Source organism: Bacillus sp. JHAA (genome assembly GCF_036961585.1).
Classification (GTDB): Bacteria; Bacillota; Bacilli; order Bacillales; family Bacillaceae; genus Bacillus; species Bacillus velezensis.
Genome location: NZ_JBAMDE010000001.1, coordinates 229,927 through 253,449 on the forward strand (window position 1 = coordinate 229,927; position 23,523 = coordinate 253,449).

Sequence of the window (23,523 nt, forward strand, 5' to 3'; positions counted from 1 at the left end):
CCTTCCTCTATTTCGTTTTCATCAGCAAATATACAAAATACGGCGCTCCGAGCACGGAAATCACCAGGCCGACGGGAACTTCGGACGGTGCAAGCACATTTCTCGCCAGCGTATCGGCAAGCAGAAATAAAAATGCTCCGATTAAAGCCGAAACCGGGATAAGCGTCTGGTGGCGCGGTCCGGTAAGCCTTCTGGCCAAATGCGGCGCAATGAGTCCGAGAAAAGCGATTCCGCCGGCTGCCGCAACACATGACGCGGTCAGGGCAACGGCGCACATCAGCAGAACGCGCCGCTCCTTTTCAACCCGGGTGCCGAGCCCCGCCGCCAGCTGATCACCGAGCTGAAGCACATTTAAATACCTGGCTTTATAGAGGCTGAACGGTAAAAGAACCAGCAGCCACGGCAAAATGGACAGCACCATTTTCCAATTGGCGTTCCAAATCGAACCGGAAATCCATACAAGCGCCTGCATGAAATCCCGCGGGTCCATTTTCAGCTGAAAAATCAAGAGAAGCGCATTAAACCCCGCATTGACGCCGATCCCGACCAAAACGAGCCGGACAGGTGAAACGCCTTTTTTCCAAGCCATCACATAGATGAGCAGCGCAGCCAGAAAAGCCCCCGCCAAAGCGCTCACCGGAAGCAGCCATGTACCGGCCATGCTTAAATCAACAGCTGATCCTTGGAAAAAGAAGATAAACAGAACGACCGCCAAAGACGCCCCGGCGTTAATCCCGAGAATGCCCGGCTCCGCCAAGTCATTTTGAGACACGCTTTGAAAAATCGCGCCTGAAACCGCGATTCCGGCGCCGACCAGCAATGACAGCACCATGCGCGGCAGTCTGAATTCAAATAAAACGAGCTGATCCCGGGCATCCCCCTGTCCGAAAAAGACACGCAGCGTATCAAGAGGCGCAATCCGGATCACACCCATGTTTAAGCTGATAAAAAAGACGATGCATATGAGCAAAAACGTAACGGCCATGACCGCCAGCGGTTTTTTCGATTTTACATTCATTACAGCCCTCTCCTTTCCCTGCGCGCCAAATAAAAGAAAAAGGGAACGCCGATAAGGGCGGTTAAAGCGCCGACCGGTGTTTCAAACGGCGCATTGACGAGTCTTGCGGCAATATCACTGAAGACTAACAGAACGGCGCCGAATACCGCCGAACAGGGAATGATCCACCTGTAATCTACCCCGACTAAAAATCGGGTGATATGCGGAATCACCAAGCCGATAAAAGAAATGGCTCCGGCGACTGAGACTGAAGCCCCCGTCAAGAGGACAACGACAAACATTCCGATTACTTTCACAAGCGATGTGTACTGCCCGAGCCCTTTGGCCAGCTCCTCACCCAAGCTCAGCACCGTCACTGAGCGCGCAATCAGAAATGCCAGCAAAAGTCCGATAACCCCGACCGCCAACAGCAGCTGCACGCCTTCCCATTTCACGGAAGCGACTCCTCCGGCATACCAGAACTTCACATCCTGGGCGACATCAAAACGGATCGCAATCGCGCTTGAAAGCCCCGTTAAGAAATAGCCGACTGCCGTACCGGCCAGCGCGAGCTTCACCGGTGTCAGACCGCCTTTTGGAAACAGGCCGATGCCAAACACAATAAGCGCTCCGATTCCCGCTCCCGCAAAGGACCACAAAACAAGCCCAGCGGCAGAGAGCCCCGGAAAAAAAGCAAACGCCAATGCGATCGCAAATCCTGACCCCGACGTCACGCCCATAATGGAAGGCTCAGCAAGCGGGTTCCGCGTCAGCCCCTGCATAATCGCCCCGGACACAGCTAAAAAAGCCCCGACGAGCGCGGCGGCAGCGGTTCTCGGCAGCCTCAGATCGCGTATGATTTGATGAGATGTATTTTGCGGCTGAAAGTGAAAGAGAGCATCCCACACCGTCCGCAGATGAATATCGGCAGCTCCGATGGAAACAGACAGAGCCGCGCCGATCAATAAAACCGCAATCCCGGCACACAGCAGCACAGCCGCCCGGAATGAACGCGCCGTCCACTGGATTTCACTCCCTGATGCCCCTTGAGCCGTCATTGTCTGTTTCTTTTTCAATAGACCCAACACTCGTTCTTCCTTTCTCAAAACAAGAATGGTAATGATAATGATTATCAATGACTTGTTTCAGTATAGCACTTTTATCTTCTCTTTTAATAGACCTAATTTCATATAAAAAAAGAAAGTTTTTCTTAAAAAAGAGCGTGCTTCTCTATGAAAGCAGTGATATAATCACACTGATAATGATTCTCTTTATCACTAATTTTTATGAAAGAAGGAATGTCAGATGTTCCATACATACAAGAAAATCGGCGCAGCGCTGATTGCCATGCTGCTCATCGCCGCTTTGGCCGCATGCGGCAATTCTTCAGACACGAAAGGTTCTTCTGAAAAAGAAGAAACCATCACGTATAAAGCCGAAAACGGCAATATTAAAATTCCGAAGCACCCGAAACGGGTCGTCGTCATGGCTGACGGCTACTACGGCGACTTTAAACAGCTCGGCATCAATGTTGTCGGCGCGCCGCAAAACGTATTTAAAAACCCTTATTACAAAGGGAAAACAAAAGGTGTGACAAACATCGGCGACGGCACGTCCGTTGAAAAAATCATTGACTTAAAGCCGGATTTAATCGTGGTCTGGACGACACAAGGCGCCGATATTGAAAAACTGGAAAAAATCGCACCGACCATCGCCATTAAATATGACAAGCTCAGCAACATTGATCAATTCAAAGAGTTTGCGAAAATGACAGGCACTGAAGATAAAGCAGACAAATGGCTGGCTGAATGGGATAAGAAAACCGCTGCCGCTAAAACAAAGGTTCAAAAAGCGGTCGGCTCAAAAACCATCTCCATCATGCAGACAAACGGAAAAGACATCTATGTATTCGGTAAAGACTTCGGCCGCGGCGGAAGCATCATTTATGACAAACTCGGGCTGAAGGCCACAAAACTGACGCAGGAAAAAGCCATTAATCAAGGGCCGGGCTACGCCAGCATTTCACTCGAGAAACTGCCTGACTTCGCGGGAGACTACATCTTTATGGGGCCATGGCAGGCCGGCGGTGACGACAAAGGCGTGCTTGACAGCTCAATCTGGAAGAACCTCGATGCCGTCAAACAAAACCATGTCTACCGCATTGATCCGATCGGCTTCTATTTCTCAGACCCGATCTCACTTGAAGGCCAGCTCGACTACATCACAAAAAGCTTAACAAAGTAACCCCGAAGCCGCTGTCACAGCGGCTTTTTATTATGCTTAAAACTTGACAAAAAATTTATTTATGCTATAATTTACATTTTTGGATTAACATGTATAATAAGATTCTCCCGGCCGGAGATTGATGTAAATAACGGAGGATCTTTATATGAAAGAAAACAAGGCGAGTATGACTTCCCTGCTGTCCGCTTTCGGAAGGGCGTACCACAGTAAATATGGTGAAAATGGCTGCAGCAAGCGGAGAACCGATGTTATCGTGTTTCAGTTATAAAGAAATCGAAAAAATATTAGAATCATCAGGTCTGCTTATTTATGAACATTTATCTCCGGCGGACGTCAATGACCGTTTTTTCAGCGGACGCACTGACCATTTAACCGCATTCGAGACCATTCATTATATACACGCCGTCAAAACGTAACCCGCTGCCGCAAATAAAAAAGACATCTCACAGACGTGAGATGTCTTTTTGTCATACCGATTGTCTGTTGTTTGCAAATTTCTTTGAGACGAAAGGATATAACAGCAAACCGACGAAGAACAGCCCGATACCGAGAATAAAGGTCGTTAAATCGGCCGTTCCGGTAATAATGACATAAAAAGAATAAATGCAGGCGAGGATGGCGATGATACCGTCTCTTACTCTTGAACCCTTTATCTCGTCATACGTTTCACCCGTAAAAATGAGCTTCAGGCTGTAAAACGCTGACACGAGATACGGAATCAGATAAGCGAGCGTCGCCGCCGTCGTTAAAAACGTAAACGCGTCACTGATCGTCCGGGAAATAACTGAAAAGATAAAGATCTGTGACATCACGTTCGTTACGATTAACGACACAACCGGGCTGCCCTGTTTATTCGTTTTTGCAAAAGCAGCGGGAAAGTCTCCTGATTTCGCCGCTTGATACGGAACTTCAGAGCCGAGAAGAATCCAGCCGAGCATCGTTCCGAACAGACACAAAATCGCCAGAATCGCCATGATGACACTTCCCGCATTGCCGACGATCGCGTACAATACGTCAACAAACGGTTTTTCCGAGCCGACAAGCTTACCATGCGGAAGCACGCCCATCGTAATCAATGTTACGATGATATAGATGCCAAGCGCGATCAATAATCCGGTAATGGTGGCGCGTTTCACGTCGCGCTGCGAACGGGCGCGCCCGGATAAGATGACTGCCGATTCAATTCCGACGAACGCCCATAATGTTGAAATCGCCGCATTGTGGATCTGTCCGCCGATTCCCTCAACTGTGTGAGGACCTGTTTGAACCGGAAAATAAAAATGATCGAAAAACGACGTTTGAAACACAAATAAACCTGCAATGATAAAGAAGATAAATCCTAATACTTTTGAAAACGTCGTGACGAAATTTAATTTACTCGCACCGTTAATGCTGGTGACGAGAATCGTGTGAGTGCCCCATAATAAAACCGTACATACGGCAAACGTCAGCAGCTGGCCGAGCGTAACCGCCTGACCGCCGATCGAAAACATTTCACGCTTATCCGTTAAAATCGGGAAAAATGATGTTAAATATCCGGCAAGGCTCGTGATGATCGCCACGTTGCTGATCCAGCTCGCCACCCAGTAGCCCCACACCATCGTGAAGCCCGCTGCATTCCCTTTTTTCCGATCGCTGAACAGCGCACGCGCATAGCTTTGCGGCCCCGCCGTCAGCTCAGGCTTGCGGATGGATAAGTGGCCGAAGACCAGCGCGATCATTAACACACCGGCTCCCGTTAAAAGCCATGCCGATGTGGCGCCGAACGGGCTCGCGATTTTTGCGAGCGAACTCGGAAGCGAAAAGATGCCCGAGCCTACCATATTTCCTACGACAAACGCCGTTAATAACCAAAAACCCCATTTTTTCGTCTGTTCCATTCCTGTACCTCCTGGTTGTTCATTCGTACGGACCAGACCCCGAGATCATATTTACACGCAAAAAAAGCCTGAACAAAAGTCCATGCTTAAAGAAACACACACACCCTTGATCTCCGGATAGCCCTCCGCGAAAAAGCACGCGGCAGTCCTGCACTTATTCAGATACAGTCCCAGCATAAAGAAGGATCGGCTTTCTTTACACTTCGGCGCTGATGCCTTTAACACATGTTTTGCGGCCCCTATCAGCCTGGCATGTGCGACTCATCATCAAGCGCAACCTCTACCTCACCGAGAAAGAGTGAGGATTTTTATCATTCAATTCTACTCAGAGGTTATCAGAGATAAAAAGATCTGTCAAAGGGAAAAATTAGATGGAAAACGGATAGAGCGTTCGCCCTACCCGTCTTATATGGTCAGCGGTTGTTTTTTTTCTTTTGAACAGCTTCTTGAAGCGGATCGTCTTTCAGAGCTGCACCGGCGTCTTCAAGCGCGCCTTGAATGACGTTTTTGTTTTTATCGCTGTTTTTTCCTTTTTCTTTGTTAAAGAAAGCCATCTGTATCACCTCTTTATCAAATATAGGTACACCTATAATGTGTCTTTTTCCGCGGCAGAATATGCGGAATCCCCGTCTCCTTCCTTTTGGCGGAACAGGTAAAGTTTGTTGATCAAACATGCATTCTCTTGATATATTTGTAATTCAGGGGATTTTGGCAAAAATAAAAAGGAGAAGCGAAAAATGACAGGAAAAACACACATCATGGGAGGCATCGCTTCTTGTTCCGCAATTGCGTATTATTACGGGTATGATCCGGTCCTTATGACCTCAGCGGGTGCCCTCGGGGCGCTGATTCCCGACATATGCCATACGAAAAGCAAAATCGGCAGAACGCTGCCCGTTCTGTCCAAAATCGTAAGCACGGTGTTCGGCCACAGAACGTTTACACACAGCCTGCTGTTTATGCTTATTATGTTTTTCATTACGGCAACTTATATTCCGAATCCGAGCATTTCCGCCGGACTGATGATCGGAATGGCGAGTCATCTTGTGCTTGACGCATGGACCGTCAACGGCATTAAACTGCTGTTTCCGTCCGCCATCCGCTTCCGTCTTCCCCTTTATATGAGAACGGGGAGTTTTTCGGAGCAGCTTGTGCTGGCCGGCTTAACGATTGTATCCTGCTATTATTTATACGAACTGGTTCACGGCCGTATCTCTTAAACAAAAAGCATCTTTCGCTTTTAGGGTGAGGAGTCATACATATGAAGAAAACCTTTTTCAGCAATCATCGGTTTTTATGCCTGTCCATCCTGTTCATGTGGATGAAAACCTATGCCGTTTATAAGCTCGGTTTTGATCTGCAGAACAACTCGGTTCTTGAGGAATGTCTGCTTCTCATTAATCCGCTGAGCTTCATTGTGCCGCTGTTCGGCATTGCCCTCTTGCTGACAGAAAAAAAACAGCGGATCTTTCTGCTTTCGGCAAATGTGATGCTGACGGGAATTTTAATCGCGAATACGGTGTTTTACGGGTTTTATATTGATTTTATCACCATACCGGTTTTGTTTCAGGCGAGCAATATGGGCGATATGGGAAGCAGCGTCCAAGAGCTGTTTCACCCGCTTTATATCGCTTTATTTTTGGATATTGCGGTTTTGTTTTACCTTGGTAAAAGGCATAAAGCCGATAAAGGGAAAGCCAGCACCCGTACCGTTAAAGCGTATGCGTGGGCATCAGCCGGCCTCATGCTGTGCAACCTTGCACTGTCTGAGGCCGAGCAGCCGAAGCTGTTCAAGCACCCTTTTGATCGTGAAGCGCTCGTAAAAGGAATCGGCCTGTTCCACTTTCATTTGTATGACACCATTTCGCAGACGCTGAATGCAGGGGCAAAAGCGTTTGCCGATGAAGACAGCCTTGCGGCGGTCGCGAATTACACTCAAGCCGACTACAGCAGGCCGTCCGAATCAAAGTTCGGGCTCGCAAAGGGGCGCAATGTGATTTTTGTTACGCTCGAATCAACACAGCGTTTTGTAATGGATGAGCGGGTCAACGGGCGGGAGATTACCCCGTTTTTAAATAAACTGCGGAAAAAAAGTTATGACTTCACTCATTTTTATCAGCAGACTGAACAGGGAAAAACCTCAGATTCAGAATTCATTACTGCGAATTCGCTGTATCCGTCTTCAAGCGGCGCCGTTTTTTTCACAAAAAGCGGCCACCGGTTCAATACGATGTACCATATGTTAAAAGACCGTCAATACTATTCAGCCGTTCTGCATGCCAATCATAAGGCCTTTTGGAACCGGGATGAGATGTACGGGGCATTCGGAATCGACCGTTTTTTCGACGCGGATGAATTTAAGGTGACACAGGAAAATTCAACAGGCTGGGGCCTGAAGGACAAGGAATTTCTCGAACAGTCAGCGGAAAAATTAAAGAAGCTTCCGCAGCCGTTTTACGCGAGCCTGCTGACTTTGACCAACCATTTTCCTTTTGAAATTGATAAACAGGATCAGCTCATTGAGGAACCGGACACAAGCAGCGAGTTATTAAACCGCTATGTGACGACGGTCCGCTATGAAGATGAGGCCCTGAAACACTTTTTCAAGAAGCTGAAAAAAGAAGGACTGTATGACAACGCGATGATCGTCCTGATGGGAGATCATTACGGTATATCCGAAGCCCATAATCAAGGACTTGCCGAATTCTTAGGGAAAGAGGAAATCACTCCGTTTGATACGGTTCAGCTTCAGCGCGTGCCGTTTATCATTCATATTCCCGGGGTGACCGACCGTGCGCCGGAAACGATTGCTTCGGCCGCGGGACAGGTTGATGTAAGACCGACGCTGCTTCACCTGCTCGGCATTGAAACGAAAGGCAGCATTCAGTTCGGCAATGATCTGTTTTCCGGAGAGCGGACCCCGTTTGCGGTACTGAGAAACGGCAGCTTTATCACGGATGATCATATTTATACGAAAAATACGTGTTACAGCCGTAAGACGGGTGAACCGCTTTCTGACATGAGCGCGTGCAGCGATGAGAAAGAAAAAGCGGAACAAGAGCTGATGCTTTCCGATAAAATATTAAACGGCGACCTGCTGCGGTTTTATAAGCAATAAAAAAATCCCTCCGTTATATGGAGGGATTTTTCATGTTTCATATATAAGCCGTCCGGTCATTTTCGTATCATATCCGGATAATTGAGAAAGCTGAGACTTGAATTCCTCAGAATTAAGAATGTCCTGCACGCTTTGAAAAAGCTCCCGGTTTTGTTTTAAGACGACCACATCGTACTGCTCACTGATCACCGGGATAAAGTCCGTGCCCGCCATATGCGCCGCATGCTGCGACCCGACTCCGATATCCGCCTTTCCGCTTGATACTTGTGAAGCCGCTGACAGATGATCCGTGACAATGTCATGATAGCCGGCGACATCAGACGGCGTAATGCCGAAAGATCTGAGCTGTTCATCCAGCAGCACCCTCGCGCCTGATCCTTTTTCGCGATTGACGATGCGGACATCTTTTCGGCTCATGTCCTGAAAACCCTGAATGTTCAGCGGATTACCTTTTTTCACATATAATCCGGCCTGCCGAAGCACGACATGAAAAAGCGCAAACGGCTCCCCTGAAAGAATGCGCTTCACGTACGGGATGTTATACTGCCCCGTCTCCCCATCGTATAAATGCAGACTGACGATGTCACAGGCCCCGCGGTACATCTCGATCAGACTGTTCAAACTGCCGCTGTACTTGCGGAGCGGAGCCGCCTGTATTGTTTGTTCCAGCTGTTTGCTGAGGAGGTCCATCGACACATCCTGCCCGCTGATGATAACGGACTGCCTTTTTTCCGGCTCCCGCCCGCGGGACGGGTCAGGCGCTTCTGATACGGATGGCTTTTTTGACATTCTCATGTTTGCTTTATATTGTTTTAAGTCCTCTTCATCGACCCTCATCTGTCTTCCGACCCTGTACGCCGGAATGAGTCCTTTTTTTATCAAATCATATACTGTCAGTTTGGAGACCTTCAAAAGGCCCGCAACTTCTTCTATTGTATAGGAAGTGGCTTCTGTCATATTATCACGCTCCGTTTTTATTATAACTGTTCAGATATTGAAAAAAAACCGCACCACCACGTACAATTGCGTTATAATTAGTTTGATCTAATGATATTTAGCTATAAGGGGTGCACAATGTTGAAAAAGAAAGCGACACTACTAACAACTGCGGCTATGGCCGTTTTCCTCGCAACTGCGGGCTGCTCTTCCGGACAATCGTCCAAAGGCGGACAAAACGAAAAAGTCACGCTGACCGTTTCTGCGGCAGCCAGCGCTCAGGATGCACTTGAAGAAATCCAGACCAACTACGAAAAATCTCATTCAAACGTAACCATTCAAGACAACTTCGGATCATCAGGCACATTGCAAAAACAAATTTCACAAGGCGCGGGAGCTGATTTATTCTTCTCGGCAGCCGAAGATAAATTCGAAAAGCTCGTTCATGACGGAGATATCGACAAAAAGGACAGCACGGATCTTTTGAAAAATGATCTCGTCATGATCGTACCTGAGAAAAACAGCGCACACCTGACACATCTGAATGACCTGAAAAAAGACAGCGCGGAAAAAATCGCGCTCGGCACGCCTGAATCCGTTCCGGCCGGACAATACGCCAAACAGTCATTGACGGCATTATCCCTGTGGGACAAGGTAAAAGATAAAGTCGTCTATGCAAAAGACGTTCGCCAGGTGCTTTCTTATGTTGAAACCGGAAATGTCGATGCCGGGCTTGTCTATAAAACAGACGCGCTGATTTCGAAAAAGGTGAAAATCACCGATGAAGCGCCGGCGAAAACGCACGATCCGATCGTTTATCCGCTCGGCATCGTCAAGGATACAAAGCACCGTAAAGAAGCAGAAGCGTTTTGTCAGTATCTGCAGTCAGATGAAGCGATGAAAGTGTTTAAGAAATATGGATTTACTGCCAATTAACATTACGGCTTCGGAATTTTTCACCCCAGTCGCATTGTCTTTTGAGGTGGCTTTGGCATCAGGCATCGCCGTCATCATTCTCGGGACGCTTGCCGGCGCCTGGATGGCGAAAGCGCGATTTCCCGGAAAAACGGCTGTGGAGACCCTGTTTATGCTCCCGCTCGTTCTTCCGCCTACCGTTGTCGGCTTCATTCTCATTATTATTTTCGGGAAACACAGCTTTATCGGCCGGGCGATTGAGCGGATTTTTCACCAGCCCGTCATTTTCACGTGGTCGGCCGCGGTGATCGCTTCGGCCATTGTCGCCTTCCCGCTTATGTATCAGTCCGCTAAAACGGGCTTCGCCGCGGTTGATGCTGACATCGAGGGAGCGGCGAAAGTAGACGGAGCCGGCAGGTGGCAGGTGTTCACCCGTATTTCCGTCCCGCTTGCCTTTCCCTCCCTCTTGACCGGAAGCATTCTCAGTATTGCACGTGCGCTAGGTGAATTCGGGGCGACTTTAATGTTTGCGGGAAATATTCCCGGCGTCACCCAAACGCTGCCGACAGCGATTTACGTCGCGATGGACTCCGGCAATGAAACACTCGCCTGGGTGTGGGTGATCTGTATTGTGATCATTTCTTTCCTGATGCTGTTTTTCATTCAATTGAAAAAACCCGCTTGACCGATCCGCCTTCCGCGCACCTTTCGCCGGAAGGCTTTTTGATTTAAAATCGGATGGTATATAATGAAACAAAAAACACACAAAGGGTGCGGCCATGAAGATTAATGTCATTATCGCGGATGATAATTCTTTCATCAGAGAAGGAATGAAAATCATTTTGCATACATATGAGGAATTTACTGTATCGGCAACATTGGAAAACGGACTGGAGGCGGCAGAGTATTGTAAACACAATCCCGTCGATATCGCCTTGCTGGACGTCCGCATGCCGGTGATGAACGGCGTCGAAGCCGCAAAACGGATCGCGGAGGAAACGGATACGAAGCCGATGATCCTGACGACATTTGACGACGATGAGTATATTTTAGAAGCGATTAAAAACGGCGCGAAAGGATATTTATTAAAAAACACCGAACCGGAACGGATACGCGATGCGATCAAAAGCGTTTTCAACGGACACAGCATTCTTCAGGACACCGTGCTGGATAAAATAAAAGACAGCCTTTTCCGGCCGGCGGAAGCCGCGCATCAGATTGATGAAAGCCAGTTTACTGAAAGAGAGCTCAGCATCATGTCGCTTATTGCGAAAGGACTGTCGAACAGGGAAGTTTCAAAACAGCTTTTCATTTCTGAAGGGACGACGGCCAATTATATTTCATCTATTTTAGGGAAAACAGGGCTTGAGCACAGAACGCAGATCGCGATTTATTATATCACCGGGAAGGTGGATAACGGGCGTTGAACGGTATGGATTTTTGGATGCTGATGAGCAGACTGATCGCCATTTTTTATACGGCTTTTTTGTTTGTATCGGCAGACCGCCCTTACACACCGTACGCCGTCTTGTTTCTGCTGCTTTATCTATCTTTGGGCATTGCGGTCTGCATGATCAGGCAGACCGCTTGGAGGCGCGGGATCACCCTCATGGCGCTGGCATTGACCGCTTGGCTTTCCGCCTTAGGCCATCCGGCGTTTCTATTTCTTTTGCCGCCCGCCATTTTTGCGGTTCTTGCCGAATATCCGGTTCACCGCTATGTGTTCTGCCTGCTCGTGTTTTTGCCGTTTTTATTTATCCCGTACGGCGACCTTCCGACTTATATCGTCATGACGTTGTTCTGCTTGGCGATATTCGTTTTGGCCGCCCGGTCCAGCGACCGGCTGAAAAAATATGAAGAGCAGTCAGACAACATGCGCTCAAGCATTGAAAAACTGACGAAACAGCTGCACAGCAGCACAGAATATATCAAACAATCGGAGTATACCGGCAAACTCGAAGAAAGAAACAGATTGTCCCAAGCCATCCATGACAAAATCGGCCATTCCATGACAGGCGCGCTCATTCAGATGGAAGCGGCGAAACGGATGCTCGGCTCCCATCCGGACAAAGCGGCTGAACTGCTCCAAAATGCCATTACCATTTCCAAAGAGGGCATAGAGGATATCCGTATTACGCTGAAAAATATGAAACCGCCCGCTGAACAAATGGGCATTCACAGATTAAGAACGTTTATTGATGAATTTTCGGCCAAAAACGGGATGCCGGTTCCGTTTACGCATCAAGGCGATTTGGACAGGCTGACGCAAATGCATTGGAGAGTCATTCAGGAAAACGTAACCGAAGCCTTGACCAATGCAATGAAATACGCCGATGCCACGCAGATTTTCATTGATATCCATGTGCTGAACAAAGCCGTGAAAGCGGAAGTGAAAGATAACGGAAACGGCGCCGTCCGCTTTAAAAAAGGCCTCGGCATGCTCGGTATGGAAGAACGGGCGGCCGTCTTGCACGGAACCGTTATTTTTGACGGCACGGCCGGTTTTTCCGTCACGACATTGCTTCCGGTTGAATAAGTGAATGTTTTCATGTGAAAAATATGAAGATTCTCATGTCAAAGGAATGAACAGCTGCACTAACGGCCGTTCATTCTTTTTTTTATAATAAGAGCATCATAAGACATAGAGGTGGAAACATGAACATTTTGGAGCTCAAACAGCTGAGTAAGAAATTCGGTGATTATGCCGCCGTTGACCAGATGTCGCTTGCCGTAAAAGAAGGTGAGATTTTCGGGTTTCTCGGCGCAAACGGAGCCGGAAAAAGCACGACGATCAATATGATCTCAGGCCTTTTAAAACCTTCAGGCGGAGACATTCTGTTTCTCGGAAAAGATATTTTCAAATATAGCAAAGCAACGAAAATGAATATCGGCATCGTCCCTCAGGACCTCGCGATTTACGAAGAATTAAACGCCTATGAAAATGTGAAGTTCTTCGCCGGGCTGTACGGCCTGAGAGGGGCGGCTCTGAAAGAACGGGTCGAGGAGGCCCTGACATTCGTCGGCTTGAGCGATAAACACAAATATTTGCCGAAGCATTTTTCCGGCGGAATGAAGCGCAGGCTTAATATTGCGTGCGCTCTTGCCCACCGGCCGAAACTGATCATCATGGATGAACCGACGGTCGGCATTGACCCGCAATCAAGAAATTATATTCTGCAATCAGTGAAAAAGCTGAATGAAATGGGCTGCACGATCATCTACACGAGCCACTACATGGAGGAAGTGGAAGAAATATGCACGCGCATCGCCATCATTGACCACGGAAAAGTCATCGCAGAAGGCACAAAAGAACAGCTGACCTCCATCATTACCGACACGAAGGACGTCGTGATTGAGCTGTCATCCGGAAACGGCATCAGCCTCGGCGATATTCAGGAGCTGCCCGGCGTCAGAGCCGCCGCACTGGAAGAAAACAGCGTGAAAATCAGCTCTGACACAGGGGTCAACAATTTAAACCGCCTGATCCGGTACTTCATGGACAAAGGAATTGAAATCCGCTCCTTGCAGGAACAGGCCCCTGACTTAGAAACGGTATTTCTCACGCTGACAGGCAGAAGCCTGCGCGACTGACCCCACTGAAAGGAGGATTGCAAATGAATATTCTGCACATCGCCGGGAAAGAAATCAAAATCAGTTTTCGCGACAGACGGACTTTTATTTTCATGCTTGCTTTTCCGATCGTCTTCATGCTGATTTTCACTGCGGCATTATCAAACGCCTTTGATTCAGAGGTGACGGTCGGAAACATCAAGGTCGTATATACGGACCAGTCAAACGGCCCTCTTTCTCATGATTTCACTGAGTTTATGAAAGCCGCAAAAAAAGAGCATGTCTATTTTCAAAAAGCGGACACGGAGGCAAAAGGCAAAAACGTGGTTCGAGAAAATCAGGCGGATGCTTTCGTCACTGTAAAAAACACCGGTTTTCAAGTCTATACAAATGACCGGAGCGGCATAAACGGCACGATCGTCCAAGGCATGCTGACCGCTTTTACCAATCAATACAAAGCAGGCGCCGCCGCTTACAAGGCGCATAAGGCGCCTTCCGCCGGACAAATCAAAAGCGATTATATGAAGCAGACGTCTTTACACAAAGCGAAAGAACCGAAAGCGAAAGATTTTTACGCGATATCCATGACGACGATGATCGGGCTGTACGCCTCGATTTTTGCAAGCAGCTTATTCCGCGGGGAAAGAATACGGCACACCGCAGATCGCCTGATCGCCGCCCCGCTCCGGAAAAGCGATATCTTTCTCGGAAAGATGCTCGGCATTTTGGCTGTGAATGTTCTGACGATTCTTGCCGTTGTCGCCTTCAGCAAATTTATCTTAAAAGCGAATTGGGGCAGCCACATGGGACTTGTGCTTTTGATTCTCGTTTCTGAAATTCTTTTGGCCGTCAGCTTCGGACTCAGCCTGAGCTATTTGACCAGAAAACCCGAAAGCGCCAGATTAATCACCGTCATCATCGTTCAGGTGATGTCCATTATCGGCGGCGCCTATTACAAATATGAAGGCGGAGGAATTTCCGCCCTGTCGCCCTTATCCTGGATCAATAAGGCGATTAACAGCATCATTTACGCAAATGATGTATCAGCGGCATGGCCTGCACTCGGTTTAAATACAGCATTGGCGGCACTCTTTTTGCTGATCGCCGCATTTAAATTTCAAAGACGGGAGGGACTGTAATATGAAAAACTTCTGGTGGCTGTTTGCGCACACTCTCAAAGGGATTACAAAAAGCAAAAAACAGCTCATTCTTTATATCGGGGCTCCGCTGATCGGCGTCTTCCTCTCCTTCATGACCAATGCCAACGGCGGAGCCGAAACGCTCAATATCGGCATTCTCGATCAAGACGGCGGAGAAGTGGCGCAGGATACGGCCGCGTTTTTAAAAGGACTGGATCATGTGAAGATTTCGGAGGAAACGGCTGCGTCCGCCACATCAAAGATCGCTTCAGGAAAAATGGAGGCGCTCATTACGTTTGAAAAAGGCTTCTCCCAAAGCGTAAAAGACGGGAAACCGTCTCACATCGGCATGACCTCGCTGAAAGGCGCCCAGGTCACCGGATATGTCAGCTCTTATTTGTACAATTATATGAACAGCATCGCCTCAATCGGCAAATCCTCCGGCGGAGACGCAAAGGCCTTTCAGGCGATGTACGCCGATTTCAAGCATTCTCCCATTCAAACGGAGTCCGCTGTTTTACAAGATACATCGAACCATAAAGAAATGACTTACTCAGTCATCGGGTATCTCATTATCATTATGCTCTATTCCGCAGGCAACCTGACGGAACTAATGATTAAAGAGAGAGAAAACAGGACATACTACAGGCTTCTGTCAACGCCGATCACATCAAAGCAGTATGTATTGGCGAACGCGGCGGTGAATATCATTATCATGGCCGTCCAAATTCTATTCGCCGTTCTCTTTATGGGCGCCGCTTTTCATATTCATACGTCATTCCCGCTGTGGCAGCTGTTCGTCCTGATGATGCTGTTTGCATTAAGCGCGATCGGGGTCGCCTTTATTGCCGTCGGTTTTTCCAATAGCAGCGCTTCGGCATCGGCGCTTTTGAATTTGATCGTCGTGCCGACATGCTTGCTGGCCGGCTGCTTCTTTCCGGGCAATATTATGCCGAAAACGGTGCAGACAATCGCCGAATTTCTGCCTCAGCGCTGGGTGCTCGATACGGTCGATCAATTGCAGCAAGGCCGCACGTTCCAAAGCCTGATGCTGAACATCATCATTTTGGGAGCCTTCGCCGCCGCCCTGTTATTAATAGCCGCATACAGGTTCAGCGTAAAACGTCAGACACAGACATTTATGTAAAGAAAAACAGCCCCGTAAAGGGCTGTTTTTTCTTAGAACAGAAGCTCGTCCGGATTCGGGCCGACACGCTCGTCTTTGTTCAATGCGCTGATCTTTTCCATTTCTTCCTGTGACAGTTCGAAATCAAAAATATCGGCATTTTCTATGATGCGGTGCTCTTTAATCGATTTCGGAATGGTAACGACTTCGTTCTGAAGATCCCAGCGCAAAATCACTTGAGCAACCGATTTGTTATGTTTTTCCGCAATTTGTGACAGCACTTCGTTATCGAGAAGCTGTCCCTGCATCAATGGAGACCAAGCTTCCACTTGAATGCCCTGCGCTTTGCAGAAATCTCTTACTTCTTTTTGAGTCAGGCGCGGGTGGAATTCAATCTGGTTGACCATCGGCTTGATTTCAGCATCTTTCAGCAGTTCTTCTAAATGATGCACTTGGAAGTTGCTGACGCCGATGGCGCGGATTTTGCCGTCTTTGTACAGCTTTTCAAGAGCGCGCCATGTGTCTTTATATTTATCCTTGCCCGGCCAGTGAATCAGGTAAAGGTCGAGGTAATCGAGGCCGAGGCGCTCAAGGCTTTTCTCAAACGCGTCAAGTGTCGTTTCGTATCCTTGATCTTCATTCCACACTTTTGACGTGATGAACAGCTCTTCTCTGGCAACGCCCGCAGCTCTGATGCCTTCGCCGACACCCTCTTCATTTTTGTAAATAGCCGCCGTATCAATGCTGCGGTAGCCGTTTCTGATTGCCGCTTCGACGGAGTCCGCCGCTACGCTTCCGTTTTCCACCTTGAAGACGCCAAGGCCGAACCACGGCATTTCAACGCCATTATGAAGCTTTACAGTATCTTTTAAGCTTTTTGCCACGTTGAACCATCCTTTCTAGTCATTATGTAAACGGTTATTATTATCTCACATTTCCGCCGTAAGAAACCAATTATACGCTCATCGTCATCACAAAAACCATCTTTAGTGCCCAAGCACCACTTCCGTTATTATTTTCCTATTTTTCAAAAATTCCGGTTAACCGGGTAACTGTCCGGGTAAATCGCTACTGTAGCCACCACACAATTGAAGGAGGAAATCATATGAAACGTATGCGTATCCCGATGTCCGTTGCCCTTGGCGCCGCTTTGTCTCTGACTCCTCTGTCCTTTGTATCCGCAAAAGAAACCCCGGTCCCTCAAAACATGGCACAGCAATCATCAGATGCCTCAGCAAAAGATGTCGGATTAAACATTGACGTTGACCTGCTCGGCATCGGCAATTCGATTGCTGACGCGATTAAGTCGGCGCAAAACCGTGACGGCTTCGTCAAAAACTTAATGGAATCTTCATTCTACGCTTCCGGACAAAAATATAACGTCATGGTGTTTAATTTAAGCCAGGAATATGAAGATCATTTTAACGGTGTTCAGTTCTACGGTTCCGCCGTTTATGACGGCATCACGTACGGCATTTGGGTGTTTGAAGACGGAAGCTTCACCAATAAAGGTGATGGCGGCTGGATCAACTGGGCCTTCAGAGGCTGGTTTGACCGCGACGGCGATCACGTCGAATTCCATCGTCCGTAATCAAAAAAAGTCCGGCGACAGATGCCGGACTTTTTTGATTTATTCATCTCCGTCAAGCATGGCCGCTTCTACATCATTGATGTATTGGCGAAGCTCATGTGACATATCGCGGGAAATTTCCCGCTCTTCGAACAATGTTTGGATTTCGTTGCGGATGGCCTGCACGGCCCGCAGTTTGATTTCGAGTTTTTGATTTTCAAAACGGCGGCTCGGACTCTGTTCGTGATACGAGTGCCCCAGCCTGAAAATCAAGTGATTGTAAAAGGAAATGACGGCAAGCGTCACATCTTTATTTTCTTCAGTCATGTGTTTTTTCAGGCTTTCAATGGCCGCTTTTGCCGTTTTAACCCTTGTGGCGCGGATGAGGCCTTCTTCATTTAAAATCGTCATTTCCGGCTTTTTTTGTTCACCGAAAAAGATCCAGTACATCAGGCGTTTCAGCTTTTTCTTAGATAAGCCGACTTTAAACGGATTCGTATACAGCACTTCCAGTTCATCAAACCGTTCCTGAAGGCTGTCAGCCGTTTCTTCCGGTATGTCGCCCCGCTCAATCAGCCGCAGCAATTCTTCCTGTTCAGCCTGTATCCCTTGGGCGCGGACTTTCCGCTCATCTTTTTTCGTGCGGTTTTTGACGGTGAACTGCTGAAATCTGAGATTTTTCATTTTCTCATTGTATTCGGCAATGACCGCAAAAGAAGCCGTTTTGTTTGTCTCATTCATATTTTCTTTAATGGCGGTTAAGGCAGCCTTTATCAGCTTCCGTCTCGCTGTCAGCAATTTGACTTTCTTCTCTTTCACATTGTCTTCCGGCTTATCTGTCAAAATCGGCAGTACGATTGTCGCCAGCACCAATGTGCACATAATAACACCCGCGGCTAAAAAGAGAATCAAATTCCGTTCAGGAAACGGTGAGCCGTCAGAGAGCACGTAAGGAATGGAAAAGGAACCCGCAAGCGTGACCGCTCCCCTGACGCCTGAAACCGAAATCAGCAGGGTCGAGCGCAGGCCGGGTTTATAAATGCTCTGATCCTTGTTAAAAAACCACTTGCCGTTCCAAAAAAACAGCACCCACAAAAACCTGAGAATCATTAACGTCAGCGTAATGACGATAATGTACCCGATGACCATCATATTGTTAAACGCGGTATCATTAAAGATGACGGAAACCACATCCGGTATTTGCGCCCCTAAAATAACGAAAACAAGACCGTTCAGAATGAACAAAATAATATTCCACGTACTTGAAGAGACGATTTGCAGTTTGACCATCGTTGATTCAAGACGGTCCTGCTCCACCGCATGCGTGATGCCGCCGGCCACAACAGCTAAAATGCCGGAAACGCCGATTTCTTCAGCCGCGAGATAGATGACGAACGGCGTCAGAATTTGAATCAGCATATGCATCGTGACATCCTGCATGCCGAGGCGGCGCAAAAACAGCCGGAAACGGATAATCAAAAAAGAAATGACGACACCGCTGAGTAAACCGCCGGCTGAAATCAGTACGAAACTGAAGGCGGCCTGCGCCAGCGAAAATGCGCCCGTCACGGCAGCCGCAATCGCAAATTTAAAAGCGACCAGGCCGGATGCGTCATTCATCAGTCCTTCTCCTTCAAGGAGACGCAGAATGCCTTTTGGCATCTTCACTCGCCCTGACAGCGCGCTGACCGCGACAACGTCAGTCGGTGACAGTATCGCCGCCAGCCCGAACGCGGCAGCCAGCGGAATGCTCGGAATCATCCAATGAATCGTGTAACCGCCGACAATCACCGTGGCAAACACGAGCCCGAGCGCAAGCAGCAGAATCGGCGCTCTTAAATTCCAAAGTTCCGCACGCGGCGTCCGTTTTCCATCGTTAAAAAGCAGCGGAGCGATAAACAAAACAAAAAACAATTCGGTATTCAGTTCAAAGTGAAGCCCCTGCGGAAATGACGCCGCAATGATACCGAGCGCCACCTGAATCAAAGGCACCGGGATAAAGGGGACAAACCGATTTACGATATTTGAGATCGCGATGATGGTTAAAAGTACGAGTACGACTAAAAATATGTCCAAAGCATGACCTCCTTCATCTGCTGCATCATATCATTATTGCCTGATCTCTGCCTTTGCCAAAGGCCGGAGCCGATGATCGGGCAGATTCAATATATTTTCCGCACGCAACCATTCTTCTTTTATTTTACCCGTTTTTATTTAAAATTTCTCATAACGTGCTCACGGGGAACTTTTTTTGCCTTCAGCTACATTTTTTCCGAAAAAAGAAAAAGCCTGTTTTCTCTGAAAACAGGCTTTTTCGCAAGCTGCGTCATCTGTTTCATGACGCGGTGCAGCGTTTATGCTTCTTAGTAAAGGATAGAGAACGCACCGTCAGTGTGTCTCTATCCTTGGTTTTAAGTGCTCATCTTATTCGTGAAAATTCGTGCCGTCTGTCGTCGCTTTAATGATGCCGGCGCGGATGACGAAATCGCCGAAGTGTTCGCCTTCCTCACGCTCTTTCGCGTAGCGCGGGAGAATGGTGCGAAGCTCATTCAGAATTTCTTCTTCACCGATATTTTCCCGGTACATTTTGCTCAAACGGCTGCCGTCAAACGCCGCTCCTAAATACATATTATATTTTCCGGGCGCCTTTCCGATAAATCCGATTTCGCCGAGCGCATGGCGGGCGCAGCCATTCGGGCATCCGGTCATACGGATGGTGATTTCTTCATCCCGCAGCCCGTTTTCGTCAACAATGTCTTCAATCTTATCAATCAATTTCGGCAGATACCGCTCGGCTTCGGCCATGGCGAGCCCGCATGTCGGAAGCGCGACGCAAGCCATTGAACTGCGGCGGAGGGCGGAATGCTGCCGGCCGTCTGTCAGACCGTATTGTTCGATTAATGCGCTGATTTGTTTCTTTTTCTGGCTCGAGACATTGCCGATAATCAGGTTTTGATTAGAGGTGAGACGGAAATCTCCCGTATGGACTTTGGCGATTTCACGCAATCCCGTCATCAGCTTATAATTCTCATAGTCCGTGACGCGGCCGCCTTCGATAAACATCGTAAAGTGCCATTTACCTTTTACACCCTTCACCCATCCGTAACGGTCGCCGTTATGGTCAAAATGATAAGGTTTCGCTTCATCCAGCTGCCAGCCGAGGCGGTTTTCCAGCTCGGCTTTTACGTTTTCCAGCCCGAGACGGTCAACAGTGTACTTGAATCTGGCATTCTTTCTGACGGAACGGTTTCCGTAATCGCGCTGAATCGTAATGGTTTTTTCCGCTACATCATACAGCTGCTCCGGTTTGCAGAAGCCGATGACTTTTGAAAGCTGCGGATAAGTGGCCGTATCGCCGTGCGTCATTCCCATACCGCCGCCGATTGCAACGTTGAATCCGATAAGACGGCCTTCCTCCACGATGGCAATGAAGCCGAGATCTTGAGAAAAGACATCGATATCATTGGACGGAGGCACGGCGATTCCGATTTTGAATTTCCGCGGCAGGTACAGCGGCCCGTACATCGGTTCCGTTTCCGTGTCAGGAGTGCCCGCCACACGTTCCTCATCAAGCCAGATTTCATGATAGGCTCTCGTGCGCGGAAGAAGGTCATCGCTCAATTTCTTCGACCATTCGTATACTTCCGCATGAATTTCAGACTGGTGCGGATTTGAAGCGCACATGACGTTTCGGTTGACATCTCCGCAGGCCGCAATGGTATCAAGCAGCGCCGCATTGATTTTCTGAATCGTTTTTTTCATGTTCCATTTTAAAATTCCGTGCATTTGGAACGTTTCACGCGTTGTCAGCTTCAATGTATTGTTTCCGTATTTTTGCGCCAGTTCATCCATGACAAGCCATTGTTCCGGAGTTGACACGCCGCCTGGCATCCGAACGCGCAGCATGAACTGATAAGCCGGTTCAAGCTTTTGTTTTTGACGTTCATTACGAAGATCGCGGTCATCCTGCAAGTAGCTTCCGTGATGCTTCATCAGCCGGTTGTCATCGTCCGGGATGCCGGCTGAAATCCGGTCGAGCATGACTTCTTTCAATGTGCCGCGCAAATAATCACTTTTTTCTTTAATTTCCTCAACATCACTTGGAGGGCCTTCCGGCGCTTTTAAAATGTTGTTCACCATGCTGAATAAGCTCCTTTCAAACCAAAATCAATATACGTCACGCTGATAGCGTTTTTTCTGCTGCATGTCTGCCAGGAAGCTTTCCGCTTTTTCACGGCTCATGCCGCCTTCTTCCTGAATGATATCGAGAAGCGCCTGGTGCACGTCATGCGCCATATGCTGTTCATCACCGCAGATGTATACGGCGGCTCCCTGCTGCAGCCATTCATACAGCTCTTTGCTTTGTTCTTTCATGCGATGCTGCACATATACTTTTTCCTCCGAATCCCGGGAAAAAGCGACGTCCATTTTTGTGAGAACACCGTTTTGCAGCCATTTTTGCCATTCCGTCTGGTACAGAAAATCAGTGACAAAGTGCTGATCCCCGAAAAACAGCCATGTTTTCCCTTCAGCTCCGGTTTCTTCACGCTCCTGCATAAAGGAACGGAACGGCGCGATGCCTGTCCCCGGCCCGACCATAATGATCGGTGTATCCGGGTTTTCCGGCAGCTTGAAGTTTTGGTTGTGCTGAATGTAAATCGGAAGCGTATCTCCCGGCTGGAGTCTTTCCGCGCACAGAATGCTGCAGACGCCTTTTCGTTCTCTGCCGTGCGCGTCATATCTGACCGCTCCGATTGTCAGATGCACCTCTTCCGGATTCGCTTCTAAACTGCTTGCGATCGAATAGAGCCGGGCCGGCATTTTACGCAGGATGGAAAGAAAGTCTTCCGCTGTCGCTTCCCACGGACCGAAATCCCGGACGAGATCAAGCAGATCACGGCCGTTGATGTACGCTTTCAGCTGCTCTTCGTTTCCTTCGGCCAGAAGTTCACTCAGCTTTTGGTCAGCCGTAAACTGTGCGGCCTTTTGCAGGAACGGTTTTGTTAAAACGGTTATTTCAAAATGAGAAGTAAGCGCATCTTTCAGCGGGAGGCGCTCTCCTTGTTTATTCACCGCCACTTCCTGTTTTGGGTCCCATTTCAGCTCATTGATCAGCTCATCAACGAGCGCCGGATCATTTTCCGGATAGATGCCGAGGCTGTCTCCGGGCTGATACGCGAGGCCCGATCCTTCAAGCGAAAGCTCAAGATGGCGTGTCTCTTTATTCGAACCGCGTCCGTTCAGATTGATGTTCTCAAGAACCTCCGCCCGAAACGGGTTCGTTCTGGAATAAACGGATTCACCGAGAGCCGGCGTCTCGGCAGGCGCTTCGGCTGTTTGATTTCCCGCTCCTTCGTTCAAACCGCCGATGACCGCGTCAAGCCATTCAGAAAACGGCTCATCATAATCAAGATCGCAATCAACCCGCGGCGCAAGCTGGGTGCCGCCGAGCTCTTGAAGACGCTCGTCAAACTCTTTGCCGGTCTGGCAGAAAAATTCATACGAGCTGTCCCCGAGCGCCAAAACGGAGTAACGGAGCGCTTCAAGCTTCGGCGCGCGTCTGCCGTGAAGAAATTCATGAAAGGCCAGCGCGTTATCCGGCGGATCGCCTTCTCCGTGCGTGCTCACCACGATCAGTAAATTGTTTATTTTTTTCAGATTATTCGGCTTAAAATCGTTCATCGACGCGACGGTGACCTGGAATCCCCGTTCCTCAAGCGTCTTTACCGTCTGTTTCGCAAGACCTTCCGCATTTCCCGTTTGCGATCCGTATAATACGGTCACTTCTCTTGAGACTGCCGGGCTTTCTGCAGGAGCCGGAGCAGCGGGTGCGGCTGTTTCACCGGATTCGGACCGGGCCGCAGCCAAATAACCGCTCAGCCAGATTTTCTGTGATTCTGTCAAGGTCGGCAGAAGGCGGTTAAGGAGCTCTGCCTGCTCCTGATTAAACGGACTGTTCATGACCTGAAGTTGCAACGATATCCACCTCACAAGGAATTAAACGTAACGTACGTTATTTCTATAGGAA

The 23,523-nt window shown here is 48.5% G+C and carries 20 protein-coding genes, 1 pseudogene and 1 riboswitch; of the genes and pseudogenes, 12 read left to right on the plus strand and 9 right to left on the minus strand.

Annotated features, from left to right (window positions below):
- Nucleotides 1-7: 7 nt before the first annotated feature.
- Nucleotides 8-1,018 carry a FecCD family ABC transporter permease gene (locus V7728_RS01195; protein ID WP_033574859.1) on the minus strand — a complete coding sequence of 337 codons (1,011 nt, stop codon included), beginning with the start codon at nucleotides 1,016-1,018 and terminating at the stop codon, nucleotides 8-10.
- Nucleotides 1,018-2,055, minus strand: coding sequence for a FecCD family ABC transporter permease (locus V7728_RS01200; RefSeq protein ID WP_189318620.1), 1,038 nt, complete (start codon nucleotides 2,053-2,055; stop codon nucleotides 1,018-1,020). The genes V7728_RS01195 and V7728_RS01200 overlap by 1 nt, the downstream gene beginning before the upstream one ends.
- A 247-nt stretch (nucleotides 2,056-2,302) precedes the next feature.
- Here V7728_RS01200 and V7728_RS01205 point away from each other — a divergent pair, with 247 nt between their 5' ends.
- Nucleotides 2,303-3,241, plus strand: coding sequence for an iron-hydroxamate ABC transporter substrate-binding protein (locus tag V7728_RS01205; RefSeq protein ID WP_012118425.1), 939 nt, complete (start codon nucleotides 2,303-2,305; stop codon nucleotides 3,239-3,241).
- A 209-nt stretch (nucleotides 3,242-3,450) separates the two neighbouring features.
- Nucleotides 3,451-3,657, plus strand: a pseudogene (locus V7728_RS01210) (class I SAM-dependent methyltransferase); the annotation flags it as partial.
- A gap of 51 nt (nucleotides 3,658-3,708) precedes the next feature.
- Here the strand turns inward: V7728_RS01210 and V7728_RS01215 are convergent.
- Both V7728_RS01215 and sspJ read right to left on the minus strand, forming a co-directional pair.
- Nucleotides 3,709-5,121 (minus strand): amino acid permease, encoded by a 1,413-nt coding sequence (locus V7728_RS01215; protein WP_007613722.1) that lies wholly within the window; start codon nucleotides 5,119-5,121, stop codon nucleotides 3,709-3,711.
- A gap of 110 nt (nucleotides 5,122-5,231) precedes the next feature.
- A riboswitch (Lysine riboswitch) is annotated at nucleotides 5,232-5,412 on the minus strand.
- 122 nt (nucleotides 5,413-5,534) lie between these two features.
- On the minus strand, nucleotides 5,535-5,675 hold the full coding sequence (sspJ, locus tag V7728_RS01220) for a small acid-soluble spore protein SspJ (protein WP_007410034.1): 141 nt from the start codon (nucleotides 5,673-5,675) through the stop codon (nucleotides 5,535-5,537).
- A 183-nt stretch (nucleotides 5,676-5,858) separates the two neighbouring features.
- Here sspJ and V7728_RS01225 point away from each other — a divergent pair, with 183 nt between their 5' ends.
- Together V7728_RS01225 and V7728_RS01230 are read left to right on the plus strand one after the other, a co-directional pair.
- Nucleotides 5,859-6,341 (plus strand): metal-dependent hydrolase, encoded by a 483-nt coding sequence (locus V7728_RS01225; RefSeq protein ID WP_003151759.1) that lies wholly within the window; start codon nucleotides 5,859-5,861, stop codon nucleotides 6,339-6,341.
- 41 nt (nucleotides 6,342-6,382) lie between these two features.
- Nucleotides 6,383-8,239, plus strand: coding sequence for an LTA synthase family protein (locus tag V7728_RS01230; RefSeq protein WP_039253879.1), 1,857 nt, complete (start codon nucleotides 6,383-6,385; stop codon nucleotides 8,237-8,239).
- Between the two features lie 30 nt (nucleotides 8,240-8,269).
- On the opposite strand, the gene V7728_RS01235 is transcribed toward V7728_RS01230, so the two are convergent.
- A complete protein-coding gene (locus tag V7728_RS01235; protein WP_082998479.1) occupies nucleotides 8,270-9,196 on the minus strand; it encodes a substrate-binding domain-containing protein in 927 nt (308 codons plus the stop codon).
- 117 nt (nucleotides 9,197-9,313) lie between these two features.
- Here V7728_RS01235 and modA point away from each other — a divergent pair, with 117 nt between their 5' ends.
- The 7 genes from modA to V7728_RS01270 all read left to right on the plus strand — a co-directional run bounded on the left by modA (nucleotide 9,314) and on the right by V7728_RS01270 (nucleotide 15,946).
- The gene (gene modA, locus V7728_RS01240; RefSeq protein WP_082998478.1) at nucleotides 9,314-10,111 is read left to right on the plus strand and encodes a molybdate ABC transporter substrate-binding protein; all 798 of its coding nucleotides are present in this window, start codon (nucleotides 9,314-9,316) and stop codon (nucleotides 10,109-10,111) included.
- A complete protein-coding gene (gene modB, locus V7728_RS01245; protein ID WP_082998477.1) occupies nucleotides 10,092-10,775 on the plus strand; it encodes a molybdate ABC transporter permease subunit in 684 nt (227 codons plus the stop codon). Before modA ends, modB begins: the two co-directional genes overlap by 20 nt.
- Before the next feature lie 94 nt (nucleotides 10,776-10,869).
- The gene (locus V7728_RS01250) at nucleotides 10,870-11,517 is read left to right on the plus strand and encodes a response regulator transcription factor (protein ID WP_099567076.1); all 648 of its coding nucleotides are present in this window, start codon (nucleotides 10,870-10,872) and stop codon (nucleotides 11,515-11,517) included.
- Nucleotides 11,518-11,522: 5 nt separating this feature from the next.
- A complete protein-coding gene (locus V7728_RS01255) occupies nucleotides 11,523-12,626 on the plus strand; it encodes a sensor histidine kinase (protein ID WP_170919552.1) in 1,104 nt (367 codons plus the stop codon).
- A 119-nt stretch (nucleotides 12,627-12,745) separates the two neighbouring features.
- A complete protein-coding gene (locus V7728_RS01260; RefSeq protein ID WP_015240573.1) occupies nucleotides 12,746-13,681 on the plus strand; it encodes an ABC transporter ATP-binding protein in 936 nt (311 codons plus the stop codon).
- 23 nt (nucleotides 13,682-13,704) lie between these two features.
- Nucleotides 13,705-14,799 carry an ABC transporter permease gene (locus tag V7728_RS01265; protein ID WP_082998474.1) on the plus strand — a complete coding sequence of 365 codons (1,095 nt, stop codon included), beginning with the start codon at nucleotides 13,705-13,707 and terminating at the stop codon, nucleotides 14,797-14,799.
- Between the two features lies 1 nt (nucleotide 14,800).
- Nucleotides 14,801-15,946 carry an ABC transporter permease gene (locus tag V7728_RS01270; protein ID WP_082998473.1) on the plus strand — a complete coding sequence of 382 codons (1,146 nt, stop codon included), beginning with the start codon at nucleotides 14,801-14,803 and terminating at the stop codon, nucleotides 15,944-15,946.
- Between the two features lie 32 nt (nucleotides 15,947-15,978).
- Here the strand turns inward: V7728_RS01270 and V7728_RS01275 are convergent, their stop codons facing one another.
- Complete coding sequence (locus tag V7728_RS01275) at nucleotides 15,979-16,809, minus strand: aldo/keto reductase (RefSeq protein ID WP_007410023.1); 831 nt, start codon at nucleotides 16,807-16,809, stop codon at nucleotides 15,979-15,981.
- Between the two features lie 221 nt (nucleotides 16,810-17,030).
- Between V7728_RS01275 and V7728_RS01280 the strand changes: the two genes are divergently transcribed.
- Nucleotides 17,031-17,516 (plus strand): hypothetical protein, encoded by a 486-nt coding sequence (locus tag V7728_RS01280; RefSeq protein ID WP_012118436.1) that lies wholly within the window; start codon nucleotides 17,031-17,033, stop codon nucleotides 17,514-17,516.
- A 39-nt stretch (nucleotides 17,517-17,555) separates the two neighbouring features.
- Here V7728_RS01280 and V7728_RS01285 read toward each other — a convergent pair whose 3' ends face one another.
- The 3 genes from V7728_RS01285 to V7728_RS01295 form a co-directional block, all read right to left on the minus strand.
- Entirely contained in the window at nucleotides 17,556-19,571 is a 2,016-nt protein-coding gene (locus V7728_RS01285) for a Na+/H+ antiporter (RefSeq protein WP_039253862.1), read from the minus strand.
- A 348-nt stretch (nucleotides 19,572-19,919) separates the two neighbouring features.
- Complete coding sequence (gene cysI, locus V7728_RS01290; protein ID WP_003151735.1) at nucleotides 19,920-21,635, minus strand: assimilatory sulfite reductase (NADPH) hemoprotein subunit; 1,716 nt, start codon at nucleotides 21,633-21,635, stop codon at nucleotides 19,920-19,922.
- Nucleotides 21,636-21,662: 27 nt separating this feature from the next.
- Nucleotides 21,663-23,471: an assimilatory sulfite reductase (NADPH) flavoprotein subunit gene (locus V7728_RS01295; protein ID WP_007410019.1), complete on the minus strand. Its 1,809-nt coding sequence runs from the start codon at nucleotides 23,469-23,471 to the stop codon at nucleotides 21,663-21,665.
- Between the last annotated feature and the right edge of the window lie 52 nt (nucleotides 23,472-23,523).

What these genes read in the sequence shown, in the direction of transcription:
- V7728_RS01265 (WP_082998474.1), top strand. Translation starts at nt 13,705, where the DNA reads ATGAATATTCTGCACATCGCCGGGAAAGAAATCAAAATCAGTTTTCGC.
- V7728_RS01235 (WP_082998479.1), bottom strand. Translation starts at nt 9,196, where the DNA reads ATGACAGAAGCCACTTCCTATACAATAGAAGAAGTTGCGGGCCTTTTG.
- V7728_RS01225 (WP_003151759.1), top strand. Translation starts at nt 5,859, where the DNA reads ATGACAGGAAAAACACACATCATGGGAGGCATCGCTTCTTGTTCCGCA.
- V7728_RS01255 (WP_170919552.1), top strand. Translation starts at nt 11,523, where the DNA reads ATGGATTTTTGGATGCTGATGAGCAGACTGATCGCCATTTTTTATACG.
- cysI (WP_003151735.1), bottom strand. Translation starts at nt 21,635, where the DNA reads ATGGTGAACAACATTTTAAAAGCGCCGGAAGGCCCTCCAAGTGATGTT.
- V7728_RS01195 (WP_033574859.1), bottom strand. Translation starts at nt 1,018, where the DNA reads ATGAATGTAAAATCGAAAAAACCGCTGGCGGTCATGGCCGTTACGTTT.
- V7728_RS01280 (WP_012118436.1), top strand. Translation starts at nt 17,031, where the DNA reads ATGAAACGTATGCGTATCCCGATGTCCGTTGCCCTTGGCGCCGCTTTG.
- V7728_RS01260 (WP_015240573.1), top strand. Translation starts at nt 12,746, where the DNA reads ATGAACATTTTGGAGCTCAAACAGCTGAGTAAGAAATTCGGTGATTAT.
- V7728_RS01205 (WP_012118425.1), top strand. Translation starts at nt 2,303, where the DNA reads ATGTTCCATACATACAAGAAAATCGGCGCAGCGCTGATTGCCATGCTG.
- modA (WP_082998478.1), top strand. Translation starts at nt 9,314, where the DNA reads ATGTTGAAAAAGAAAGCGACACTACTAACAACTGCGGCTATGGCCGTT.
- V7728_RS01200 (WP_189318620.1), bottom strand. Translation starts at nt 2,055, where the DNA reads ATGACGGCTCAAGGGGCATCAGGGAGTGAAATCCAGTGGACGGCGCGT.
- modB (WP_082998477.1), top strand. Translation starts at nt 10,092, where the DNA reads ATGGATTTACTGCCAATTAACATTACGGCTTCGGAATTTTTCACCCCA.
- V7728_RS01215 (WP_007613722.1), bottom strand. Translation starts at nt 5,121, where the DNA reads ATGGAACAGACGAAAAAATGGGGTTTTTGGTTATTAACGGCGTTTGTC.
- V7728_RS01270 (WP_082998473.1), top strand. Translation starts at nt 14,801, where the DNA reads ATGAAAAACTTCTGGTGGCTGTTTGCGCACACTCTCAAAGGGATTACA.
- V7728_RS01250 (WP_099567076.1), top strand. Translation starts at nt 10,870, where the DNA reads ATGAAGATTAATGTCATTATCGCGGATGATAATTCTTTCATCAGAGAA.
- sspJ (WP_007410034.1), bottom strand. Translation starts at nt 5,675, where the DNA reads ATGGCTTTCTTTAACAAAGAAAAAGGAAAAAACAGCGATAAAAACAAA.
- V7728_RS01230 (WP_039253879.1), top strand. Translation starts at nt 6,383, where the DNA reads ATGAAGAAAACCTTTTTCAGCAATCATCGGTTTTTATGCCTGTCCATC.